12 protein-coding genes are annotated in these 11,086 nt (G+C 35.0%); 6 read left to right on the top strand and 6 right to left on the bottom strand.

Annotated elements, in window-relative coordinates; genetic code table 11:
• Window positions 1-34: 34 nt before the first annotated feature.
• From RBG61_RS11840 to RBG61_RS11865, 6 genes are all read left to right on the top strand, one after another.
• Window positions 35-250, top strand: a complete 216-nt coding sequence (locus RBG61_RS11840; protein WP_307943770.1) for a hypothetical protein — start codon at window positions 35-37, stop codon at window positions 248-250.
• Entirely contained in the window at window positions 243-1,202 is a 960-nt protein-coding gene (locus RBG61_RS11845; RefSeq protein ID WP_307943773.1) for a hypothetical protein, read from the top strand. The genes RBG61_RS11840 and RBG61_RS11845 overlap by 8 nt, the downstream gene beginning before the upstream one ends.
• A 2-nt stretch (window positions 1,203-1,204) precedes the next feature.
• On the top strand, window positions 1,205-1,687 hold the full coding sequence (locus RBG61_RS11850) for a hypothetical protein (RefSeq protein ID WP_307943775.1): 483 nt from the start codon (window positions 1,205-1,207) through the stop codon (window positions 1,685-1,687).
• Window positions 1,674-3,710 (top strand): hypothetical protein, encoded by a 2,037-nt coding sequence (locus RBG61_RS11855; protein WP_307943777.1) that lies wholly within the window; start codon window positions 1,674-1,676, stop codon window positions 3,708-3,710. The genes RBG61_RS11850 and RBG61_RS11855 overlap by 14 nt, the downstream gene beginning before the upstream one ends.
• 181 nt (window positions 3,711-3,891) lie before the next feature.
• Window positions 3,892-4,173, top strand: a complete 282-nt coding sequence (locus RBG61_RS11860; protein WP_307943779.1) for a hypothetical protein — start codon at window positions 3,892-3,894, stop codon at window positions 4,171-4,173.
• A 103-nt stretch (window positions 4,174-4,276) separates the two neighbouring features.
• Window positions 4,277-5,074: a class I SAM-dependent methyltransferase gene (locus RBG61_RS11865; RefSeq protein ID WP_307943781.1), complete on the top strand. Its 798-nt coding sequence runs from the start codon at window positions 4,277-4,279 to the stop codon at window positions 5,072-5,074.
• 316 nt (window positions 5,075-5,390) lie between these two features.
• Here RBG61_RS11865 and RBG61_RS11870 read toward each other — a convergent pair whose 3' ends face one another.
• From RBG61_RS11870 to RBG61_RS11895, 6 genes are all read right to left on the bottom strand, one after another.
• The gene (locus RBG61_RS11870) at window positions 5,391-6,137 is read right to left on the bottom strand and encodes a helix-turn-helix domain-containing protein (RefSeq protein WP_307943783.1); all 747 of its coding nucleotides are present in this window, start codon (window positions 6,135-6,137) and stop codon (window positions 5,391-5,393) included.
• A 142-nt stretch (window positions 6,138-6,279) separates the two neighbouring features.
• On the bottom strand, window positions 6,280-6,735 hold the full coding sequence (locus RBG61_RS11875) for an NUDIX hydrolase (RefSeq protein ID WP_307943785.1): 456 nt from the start codon (window positions 6,733-6,735) through the stop codon (window positions 6,280-6,282).
• Between the two features lie 94 nt (window positions 6,736-6,829).
• Complete coding sequence (locus RBG61_RS11880) at window positions 6,830-7,207, bottom strand: hypothetical protein (RefSeq protein WP_307943787.1); 378 nt, start codon at window positions 7,205-7,207, stop codon at window positions 6,830-6,832.
• Window positions 7,208-7,237: 30 nt separating this feature from the next.
• Complete coding sequence (locus tag RBG61_RS11885; protein ID WP_307943789.1) at window positions 7,238-9,073, bottom strand: type IV secretory system conjugative DNA transfer family protein; 1,836 nt, start codon at window positions 9,071-9,073, stop codon at window positions 7,238-7,240.
• An 82-nt stretch (window positions 9,074-9,155) separates the two neighbouring features.
• Window positions 9,156-10,529: an ArdC-like ssDNA-binding domain-containing protein gene (locus RBG61_RS11890; RefSeq protein WP_307943791.1), complete on the bottom strand. Its 1,374-nt coding sequence runs from the start codon at window positions 10,527-10,529 to the stop codon at window positions 9,156-9,158.
• Window positions 10,530-10,598: 69 nt separating this feature from the next.
• Window positions 10,599-11,081, bottom strand: a complete 483-nt coding sequence (locus RBG61_RS11895; protein ID WP_307943793.1) for a hypothetical protein — start codon at window positions 11,079-11,081, stop codon at window positions 10,599-10,601.
• Window positions 11,082-11,086 lie beyond the last annotated feature (5 nt).

Consider the following 11,086-nt stretch of genomic DNA (forward strand, 5'->3'; position numbering starts at 1 on the left):
ATGACATAACTCAATTGAAAGGGGGATTTTTGATATGAAAGCTCAAAATCTTCCCCAAATAGGTGATAAGCCATTTTTAATGCATAGAGAGGTTGTAGTAATAAAAGTGTATTCGTTGTTCAGGCTTATCAAGGTACGCTATACGCAAGAAACAAAGGAATTTTGTGTAGATGTCTGTGCTTTGACCGATGAGCCAGACTACACAAATTCAATTTCGTTAGAATTATTGAGGGGGAATTCTGGTGAGTAACATCATGGGCTTCATTGAAGGATATATGACGGGCAATGCATGGGAAGATCTATGCGTTCAGTGCTACCGTATTCGTTATCAAAACGATGACTACATCGCAATTCCAGCAACTCAAGGAGGCGATGCTGGAATTGAAGGGTTTACCAACAAGGGAATTGTTCATCAGTGTTACTGCCCAGAGCGGCAGTATTCTGACAATGAACTTTATAATCATCAAAGGGACAAACTAACATCTGACATTGAAAAACTGATGAAGAATGCCGACAGACTTCGGGCACTTGGAGTTCCCCCTGTTACCGAATGGCACTTGAATATTCCAGAGTATAAGGACTCTCGAATTCTTGCCCATGCGGAAACTAAACGACAGGAGGTTGTAAAAGTAAAGAAAGACAAACCCGCAGACTATGTACATATCTCAGACAGTTTCCGTATTGTCATTAAGACAGCAGAGGACTTTACTCCAGAAATCAGTCGAATTATCCGTACAACATTAACAGACATGAGACTCAATTTAGCTATCCAGCATTCGGATACACCTGATTGGACAAAATGTGATTCAAGAAAAGTGGCAAACATACAACGGAAGATTAAGGCAGTTATGCTTGTCTATGATGATGCTAACGAAGCATTAAATCAGGTAGTGGGGATTTATGTTGATTATTATATAAGTGGGCTGGAAATAATGAACAATCTTCGTATAGATTTCCCGGAAATATACGAAGATATTTTTCAGCTTGAACAAAGCTATAAACGTGAAGTGTCAATAAAAACGCTCATGAACATAGACAAGGCTATGAATCGTTCGTTATTTGACAACATCCTCAATGAATTTCAATTAAAGCTCGAACGAGATTTTTCCCAAAGATTTACTCAAGCATCAATCGGCGAATTAAAGCAAGACTTGGTGGCAAGCTGGTTGGCTGACTGTTCAATGGAATTTAGGAGTGATTGAGTATGGATAATTTTTCTCTGCAATATACAAATATTGTTTTCGACGCAAAGCCAGATGCTGTTCCTTTTAATTATCGTATCAGCTATAAGGTCACCCAGCTTTGTCTAATCATGCGCATTTGCGGTCGGGGAGACGTTTGCTCGCTGATAAAGCTTCATATGATTTCGTTCGCCTTAATTTCGCAGATTAACATGGTGAGGCTCATTGAATTTACTGAAGGGACAGGCAGTGTGCCTATTGTTCGTTTTGATCCATCTGTTAACAGAGCCCTCACATATGCAATAGCTTATGGGTTAATCGAACGGCAACAAAATGCAAAATATAAGCTGACTGACCACGGTCAGCGGCTTGCAGATCAGATAATGGTTGTGGGTGATCTCATGGTTGTTGAAATAAGAAATTTAAATTTGCTTGCGAAAAAGTTAACAGAAACCAAAGTCAACGAAATAGTCGATAAATGGAGGGTTAAAGATGCTGAGAATTAACAGGCTAAGGGTTGAGATTAACACGGCCAATGGTGTGTATGGGATTGACGAGTCCTTTCAAAGTGGATTGAATTTTGTTGCAAGTCTTGATAACACTTGCGGTAAAAGTTCCATTCTCGCTGCTGTTTATTACTGCCTTGGATTCGAGCAGATTCTCGGTGGTGCAGGCGGCATTGGGAGCAAAGTCCTCACATCTGCTTTCAAAACAACCATTGAGGATAACGGTAAGCCATGGACGGTGACTGAGTCTGGAGCTTATCTTGAAATCAGTAACGGCAACGAAACTCGAACAATTTACAGGAATATTAAATCGGAGATTAAAGATAACCGCCTTATGACCGTTTATTATGGAAGTTACGATTCAATAGGCGATTACAAGACAGTATCCGAGGATTATTATGTTAATATCCAGAATGCCGCAACAAGCGAAAAGGGGTTTCATGCGTTTCTCGAAGAGTTCCTTCACATGAATCTTCCGCTGGTCCGAACATCAGATGGTAATGAGAGAAAACTATACCTTCAGTTAGTCTTTGCATCCATGTTCATTGAGCAAAAACATGGTTGGTCTGACATCCTTTCCGGGATGCCCATATTTGGAGTCCGGGAATCGAAAAAACGAATTGTAGAATATGTATTAGGGTTGGATACTTTAAAAAATGGAAAGGAACGAGATCGACTTAGCACTGTGAAAGCGCAACTTGAACGGAAATGGGAGCAGTTAATTTCTGACATGGAGCAATCTGTTTATTCCGAATCTTGTGAAATATCGAATCTCCCAACGCATCCACGGGTTTTATCAGACGCTGATTATTCGAGAATAGTTGTTTCTGTTTCGGGTTCGTTATCCATTGCAGACGAGGTACAAAGGCTGACTGCTGAGTACGATAGGTTGCGCCAGTTGAAGCCTCGCGTTCATGATAATTTCGAGGCACTTAACACTGAACTTTCGGAGACGCAAACTCAAACACTCGCATTTGAAAGCCGTCTTCAAGACATATGGCGAAGCTTGGCAGGTCATAACGAGGCGATTAAGCGATTAAATACCGATTTGGAAATCGTGAATTCAGATATACGCAATAATAACGATGCGGCACGGCTTCAAAAATTTGGCTCTGAAGCAGCAGGAGAGGATATTTCAGCAGATCTATGCCCTGTTTGCAAACAACACATTCAAGATAATTTGCTCGATATAAACGTTACAAGTGGCTTTATGAACATTGAGGATAATATTAGGCACCTTAAGGAACAAAAAAAGATGTTGGAATTTACATTGGGAAGCCGCAAAGAATCACGCGATAAGCTACATAGAGAAAAAGAAGACCTTGAGGCACGGCTACAAACACTTCGGCGTTTGGCACATACCCTGCGTTCGGATCTTTTTACCACCACCGATACAGAAGCATCAGAAGCAATTATGCTTAAGCGAATTGAGATTACTAACCGAATTGAGCGGTTATCGAAGTTGGGAAACACTATTGCCACATTGACTCAACAGTTAAGGGAATTATCCAAAGAATGGAATACATATCTTGACCAAAAGGGTAAATTGCCCAAAAACGACATCTCTGAGTCTGATATTGAGAAAATTACTTTGCTAAAAAAGAAGTTTATTGACAATCTCAAGCGGTATCATTACAGCAGTTTGTCGAGTTTTGAAGGAATTGATATTTCCATTGATTCATCACTTCTTCCCACTATCGACGGCTTTGATATGAAATTCGACTCGTCTGCTAGTGATGGTATTCGTGTAATTTGGGCTTTCACGATGTCACTATTGCAAGTTTCCATCGAGAAAAATGGTAACCATCCCAATGTAATCGTTTTTGATGAACCTGCACAGCAAAGCATTGTGCCAGAAGACATGAAAAGCTTTATTGATTCAGCTGTTGAAATCGGTAAATCATTTCAAATTATTGTTGCTATTACTCTGAACAGTCAAGAGCTTAATGAAATCATCAACGAGTTGGATGTTTCAAGCTACCATAAAATCTTTATTGATGGAAAGGCATTCAACTTATTATAACATAAGAGGTTTGAACTCCAGAAAACAATGGTATCATAACTTTGTTCCATTTTCAGGACGGCAGGATATTGCAATCCTTCTTAAGTGCAACTTACCTGTAACTTCGCATTATGTTTAAGATAGACAAGTAGATTGCATAGATAGAACAATATTAGTTTAATTTAAAAAGGAATTAAAAAATATGTGCGATAAGTGTAACAATATAATTTTGTATGAATTCTTTCATTCTCCAAAAGAGTATTTAAAATGTCTCGATGAAATTGGAGAATTAGTTAGAAGTGAAGAATTTGATTTGATTGAAAATGAATCTACCTGTAGATTAGAGCAAGTAAGAACACCAGATGGATATTGGGCTGACGATATTATTTGCCATATAATTAGATGCAATAATTGTAATCAAGTTTTTTCTTGTTCATGTAATACATATCGTGGTGGAGGAGGCTTCCATAAAGGTAGGAAGTGAACGAGAGTATTAAAATAAACTGCACATTATGTTTAAAGTGGATAGCAGATATAGGCAATTCAATAGCGTCGATTACATTATGATTGCTTTTAGGAGGGTGAATATGACTATACTGAAAGGTCTTGAGTGGACTTTTAATACTCAAGCAGAAAAATACGAAAAGATGCGACCAGGCTATGTTTCAGAATTATATGACGATATCTTCAAATTAGTAAACCTTAACTCGAACAGCAATGTGATTGAAATAGGCATCGGGGGCGGACAAGCAACACTTCCAATATTGAAAACAGGGTGCAATTTAACGGCTGTTGAGTATGGTGAAAATTTAGCTAAAGTTTGCTGCGAGAAATTTAAAGATTATCATAATTTTTTAACTATTGTCAGTAAATTTGAGGATACTTCTTTTGAAAATAATTTATATGACTTGATATTTTCAGCATCAGCCTTTCATTGGGTACCAGAAGAAATAGGATACCGTAAAGTTTTTGATTTGCTTAAGAGTGGCGGTGTGTTTGCCAGATTTGCGAATCATCCCTATTGCGATAAGGGTAATCTGATTTTATCAGAAGAAATTGACCGCATCTATGCAATGTACTACTACAAATTTTATAATAAGAAACACGAAACACTAAAGGAATATAACGAGCAATATGCTTCAAATAGAGCAGATATAGCAAAAAAATATGGGTTTATAGATATATCCTATAAGTTATATCACAGAACAAGAACTTTTACTTCAAAAGAATATATTGAATTGCTTGGTACTTATTCAGACCATATAGCTATTGAAGAAAACATAAGAAATAAATTTTTTTCTGAAATTGAAACTGTTATAGATGATTTTGGTGGACAAATTACAATATATGATACCATTGATTTGCAGTTAGCAAGAAAACCTTGACTTATTGTTATGAGCATTATCAGTAGAATTACGAGTTTCGCATTATGTTTAGATGGATAAGCACATTACATAGATAATGGGAACTTTTCAGTTCATTTATAATGTTGTTTTCCATTTACAAGACAGTATAAACTTTTATCGCATAATGTCTTTATATCATGAATTTTAGCCTGGGACAAAATGTCCCAGCGGATGAAATGATTGATGGATAGATGGATATGATAAAACATAAAAAAATGCTCTAATATATTAATTATCTAAACTAAAAGTATAGATATAGTATTATTCTTTTCGTACTGTAACGTACTTAAGTGGGTTAATATATGTTGCACATTTTTTCGAGTACCCCTAAATAAAATAAATAAAGCTTACGATTTTTCAATACAGAAAAAATATGGAATGTATTGACAGGATGAAAACTATGCTGTATCATAAGCGTAATGGAAGTTTTGATAGTTGTACGCATTTGTGAGAATAGGCGTGCAACTTTCTTTTTTATATAGCCTTTTACCCTTATCAATACAGTAAGAACAGTGTAGTTGTTGCAGCCAAAGTCATTTTCTATAGTTACATAGTATTCCTTGTTAATTAGCCCGTTAGATAATAATGCTTTTATAGCAGTTATAGCAGTATCTAAGCAAACTCCTGTATGTGCTGCTATTTTTTTGAGACTAGGGAAAGCTCTCTTTGAATGATGAGCAGAGCATTTCAGAATATAGCAATATACAGCAAAAGTTGACGGAGTAAGATTATATGTAAATATGCTAACAGGCAATAAAAAGTATTTTTTGCTAACGCTTGCAAGATAGTAACTGTTTGATATTCTGTAGCCTTTATCTGAGTATCTATTTACTTTACGAATTATCCTTTTTTCTTCAAGACTTTTAATAGCTTTGGTAACGCTATTGCGGTGCAAACCACAAGCTAGAGCAATGTTCTGTGCTTTTGCAATAACCTGGTTATTGTTATGTTTATCTAGATATTTAAGCCCGGCAAATACAAGAATGTCAATAGGGGATAGGTTCATTAAAAATATTTTATTAGGTAGCTTTATGTATTTCATTTTTATTCTCCTTTCAAAAAATTAGCAGACTGTGTTTTGACACAGTTTGCTGAATACTAGTTGATAAATATAAAAGGATTGAACTCTAAATTAGAATTCAATCCTTTTTCTGTGATTATTCTATTGTTACTGGAGATTATGCTCATAATCCTACTTTAAAACATTCATCTTCACTTACTGTAAATGGTTCTTTGGTGAACGAAAAGCATGAAATTTTCGTGCTGTGCGATAACATATTTTTTAGTCTCTTTTTTGTAAGTTCATTTTCAACAGCCATCACTGCTTCGTCTTTGGAAAACCAGCGAACCTCACTGCTTTCAGAACTGGCAGTTAATTTACCACTTATATATTTACAACAAAAGTCAACATTGATAATATCCCTTGCTGTGTTTTTGCAGATACCGATAAAACCTATTATGTCTATCTTTATACCGCTTTCTTCAAATATTTCTCTTTTTAATGCTCCTTGTAATGTTTCACCAGGTTCAACCATACCACCGGGGAACTCCCAACCACGCAAAGGACTTTTAATTAACAAAATATCTTTATTTTCATTTATTACCACACCTGCTACTGACGCAAAATGGTTTTTATCCATATGAATTTTCCCTTCTTGATACTCGTAAAATATAAATAATCTTTAAGTTAATTATACACTTAACACCACCGCTGTTCAACCAGTATTAACCATTTTATTTTTCTTGGAAATGTTGCCTTAAGAATTCACTAAACTCTCTTGCATTTAATCGTGCATACATAATGCATAAATCAATAACTTTGCAATAGCTTTTACATGCAGTGCGTTTACGCATAACATGAAGCCAGTTTGTTGTGTCTTCCGGCAAAAATAGCTTCGCACGATTGAGGTTAATCCTTATACTATTAAATGAACTGCCTTTCACTTGGCTCCATAAATCCAGGTAACTTTCTTCATTCATTTTTGCATATTGAATACAGTATTCCATAATTAGCCGTTTGGTTTGTTTATATTGATTTGCAACCTGTCTGATCCAGTTATATTGAATATTTGAAATTTCTAAATAGATTAGCTGTTTTTCATCGTTTGTCATTTTAAAATCCTTTCTACGGTACGAAAGAAATCAATCAAACATACCAATTGATAATTTAGATTGTTTACGTTTTTCCAACTGTGAAATTTTTTCGCTTGTTAATGATTGTATTGGTATAATGTCGGTTTTTATTGTTGCTTCATACGGATCATATTTCTTTAAGTAGTCCCAATAAAGGGGTAGGTGTGTTTTAATTGGATAGCAACTAGACTTTTGCAGAACCCAATCAAACTTTGGTAACGTGATAATATCAGTAATTGACATTAGAGGTTTTCCCACCATTTGATAACTACTAGAATCTTGCGTTACATTCTGATTTTTCATTGTAACACTTCCACTTAGTACGGTTTGTTTTCCTAGCACTTCTGAAAGCTCTGTTAATGTTTCTTTACTGTTCGGTGATATATTGGTAAACATAAGTATTTGACAAGCTTCTTTAATGATTTTAGCTTTGCTCTTTCCATACGTTTCTTCAAGCTGTGCGTAGCTTTGTAAAGCTATTAAAAATCTACCTTTACGGCTACGAAATGCAGTAAAAATACTATCAATATCTTTTATTGCAGGCATCTGTCCCATCTCATCCCATAAGGCTATTACTTCACGTTGGAGCTCACCGCCATTTTCTTCAGCTTGTGTAATCAGAGCAGTAACAAAATAGCGGATAAATAAACTAGCAAAGAAGTGACGTGTCTTATCTTCATCGGGACAGATTAGGAATATTGCCGTAGGCTTTGATACAAAATCAATATCGTTAATCTCTTCACTGTGACGGCAAACAAGCTGTTCTAGTTCGGCATCAATAAAAGCAAGCAGCTTACTTAATGCAGATGAGAAGATATTCATAGACGTCCTTACATCAGCAGTAATAGAAGCACCGGCAAAACTTTTAATACGTTCATTGTTTACTTTATCTAGTAAAGACTTTAGCTTGTTTTTCTGTAGTGTGTCTGAGCTGTCTTCTGTTAAGCCATTCAGCTCTATAATTAACTTAAACACTGATACAATATGTCGTTCGCCCTCGTCACCATATTCTGATACTAATAAGATTAATGCGGAAAGTAAACCCTGTGATGTATCTTTAAAAAACTCTGAAGCTTCATCTTTATTGGATGATCCGAGATTATCTATTATTGCATTAGCAACCATTTTAGCGAATTTCTCAGCACGTGCATAATAGATTAGTTTTTGTTCTTCAGTAGTTGCAGCTTTGTACTTATCCATGTACCGATTAACTTCAATCATGAGGTTAAAACAATAGGATTGTAAAGGATGCCTGAAGTCTAAAAATAAGACATTGTAATCATGTTCTTTTAACATGTTTGCAGTAGTACGAAGCTCCTCACCTTTGCAGTCGGTGAGGAGCATACTAGCACCCTGATTTGTATTTTTCTGAACTTTTGCATTGTAGTATATGGTTGGAATTAACATGGTTTTTGTTTTACCACCACCAGGGGAGGCGAGTAATAAAGCATTGGTATCTGATGTATCAATTAACCAAGCTTTCTGTTCCACTCCCACAACAATACCGGGTGTCTTTTCCTTACCAAAGGGGACACGTAAACATGATTTGTATTTTTCTTCTTCAGTACCAAATCTAGCAGTGCCGTGTTGTCCGTCACCAACTGTTTTTGATTTAATATTAAGCTTCGGATTGAAATTTATCCAGACAATACAAAGAACAAATATAAAAGATAAAGGTAGTTTAATAAACCAAAAATGAGGTAATAAACTTAAAAAAGCGAATGGTGTTTGCTGAATGATATATATTTTAGTTATATCGAAAAAAAGCGTCAATAAAATATAGGATAAACTGAAGAAGATTACACTTAAAATTGCTTTTGTTGTCTTACTAAAAGCATAGAACATTATTCATCTTTCTCCTTTCGTTTGCTTTTAAATTTAGATAGCTTAAACTCCATGTTTCTTTCCTTTGTACTATCATCCTCCTTTATAGGTCTTGGATAAAATTTCGGTTAATAATATTAGGCTGCTTATCGGATTGCCCATGTGCTATATTGCTTTGTTTTTCTTTCTTTGCCCCCAGGGATAATTCTCTTGAATTTGAAATATCAAAGCCCTTTGATTTTGCTGAATCTGATATACCTTTTTCAATAAACTTAAAAGCTTTGCTTAGCCGTTCAAAGCTTTCACCGATAGCAAATAAATCTTTATCAATGCTTTGATAACTATTGCAAACATAGAGCTTAGAATTATCATCAATTTCAAGTCCTAGTCTGTGATGCAGCATCATAGATAGGCTTTCCGCTTCAAATTCCTTTACAGCTGTAGGCTGGGTTGAAGTTTTATGTAATAGTCCATGTGCATATTCATGTAATAATGTGTTAAGACGTTCCGTGTCGTTAAGTTTACTGTTAATAACAATGCTGTTCTCTTGTGTATTGCAATAGCCATTAAGAGAGATTGTTGGTAAATTCTTTTCCTCAACAGTAAATCCACTTGTTTCAATAAAGTCTTTGGTAACATCATATAACTCTTTATGCTCTAAACTTGCGTAACCCATGCTATATAATTTTGGATAATCTTCTTTCGGACAAGTGGTTTGAGAAATATCGAATACATTATATTTTATATAGCTTATTTGAGTATAGGTCTTTAATTCACCTTTACCAATCTTGATTTTCTCTTCATTGGTTGCTTCTGAAATCTTAATAGACTCCCCATTTCTTAAAAAGGTAACGTTTTCAATCGGTCTGAAAATTCTAAGTGAGCTAGAGCCTTTAAGAACGTTATAGCCTAGCTGTTGCCACCCTGTATAACTTGCAACAAATGTAGCAAATGGATTCTGCATATAAATAAGCATTTTATTTCTTAAGCTGTATGAATAGAATTTAGAGCTGAAAGCAACAAAATCTTTCATTAACTGTGGATCCATTTTAAACTTATCCAAAGTTTCAAGTATTTTATCCGTATACTGTTTCATTTCATTTTGTTTTGTGTTTCCAACATGCTCAACTATAATATCTTTTACTTGTGAAGTGCGCTGAAGAACAGTATTGAATTGATCGTCTGTAATGTGGATAGAAAGTTGTGATATACCAGCGTAATCCTTTGGTACGATATATTGAGTATCACATTTTATGTAGCTGTTAAATTTCAAACCGTTTTCATGAGTCTTAGGAATATAAACATTTGCTTGGAATTTTTCATTGTCTTTATACCTTTTATCTGATGTAAAGTTGTTACAAATATATTCACCAGTAGGTGTTGTTCCAACTATGAGCATAGTTCTTTTTTGTGCGTAGTCACGTCCTTCAAATTGTACCGGCACAACAATAACACTTTTAACAGGTAGCTCTTCCATATTTATTTCTCCTTTCAAAATGAAAAGAGGAAGTTTTAAAAACTTCCTCTTTTAGCTTGATAGTATACTTTAGTAGACTAATATTGAATTGTCTGGATTAAATTGAATACAGTATGGGTTTTCTAAATCTCTTTCCTCTGAATAAGATGGTAATTCATTCACGACATTTTGTAATTGTTTTAAATCGTTCAATTGAATTTTGAAGTAGGAATCTTCACACTGTTCATGTGCAAAGATAAGATATTCTTGTTCCTCTTCTTCATAAATTCTAACAGGGTGTATGCCAAACTCTGAAATTTGATTATCAAGATCAATTAACCTTTTAATTTGGTTAATTTCATGATCTTGTAGCATTGAAATTTCAGCGATTGCATTACTATCTATCATTTCATTTAACTGAAATCTAGTAATATCACCTAACGGAAAGAAATAAAACTTTTCATTTGCATCTTTTACAATACCTCTGCCGGGGATGTAGAATACACAGTGATTTTCTGTTTGATTTAGCCATTTTGCTTCATCGGAATAGTTTTGTAAATTTGTAGTAAACATATAAT

The sequence above is a fragment of the Paludicola sp. MB14-C6 genome, from assembly GCF_030908625.1.
Lineage (GTDB): Bacteria > Bacillota > Clostridia > Oscillospirales > Ruminococcaceae > Paludihabitans.

Bases quoted from the DNA above. Each gene is read 5' to 3' on its own strand.
- RBG61_RS11850 (WP_307943775.1), top strand. From the start codon at position 1,205: ATGGATAATTTTTCTCTGCAATATACAAATATTGTTTTCGACGCAAAG.
- RBG61_RS11860 (WP_307943779.1), top strand. From the start codon at position 3,892: ATGTGCGATAAGTGTAACAATATAATTTTGTATGAATTCTTTCATTCT.
- RBG61_RS11870 (WP_307943783.1), bottom strand. From the start codon at position 6,137: ATGAAATACATAAAGCTACCTAATAAAATATTTTTAATGAACCTATCC.
- RBG61_RS11885 (WP_307943789.1), bottom strand. From the start codon at position 9,073: ATGTTCTATGCTTTTAGTAAGACAACAAAAGCAATTTTAAGTGTAATC.
- RBG61_RS11880 (WP_307943787.1), bottom strand. From the start codon at position 7,207: ATGACAAACGATGAAAAACAGCTAATCTATTTAGAAATTTCAAATATT.
- RBG61_RS11890 (WP_307943791.1), bottom strand. From the start codon at position 10,529: ATGGAAGAGCTACCTGTTAAAAGTGTTATTGTTGTGCCGGTACAATTT.
- RBG61_RS11865 (WP_307943781.1), top strand. From the start codon at position 4,277: ATGACTATACTGAAAGGTCTTGAGTGGACTTTTAATACTCAAGCAGAA.
- RBG61_RS11875 (WP_307943785.1), bottom strand. From the start codon at position 6,735: ATGGATAAAAACCATTTTGCGTCAGTAGCAGGTGTGGTAATAAATGAA.
- RBG61_RS11895 (WP_307943793.1), bottom strand. From the start codon at position 11,081: ATGTTTACTACAAATTTACAAAACTATTCCGATGAAGCAAAATGGCTA.
- RBG61_RS11840 (WP_307943770.1), top strand. From the start codon at position 35: ATGAAAGCTCAAAATCTTCCCCAAATAGGTGATAAGCCATTTTTAATG.
- RBG61_RS11855 (WP_307943777.1), top strand. From the start codon at position 1,674: ATGCTGAGAATTAACAGGCTAAGGGTTGAGATTAACACGGCCAATGGT.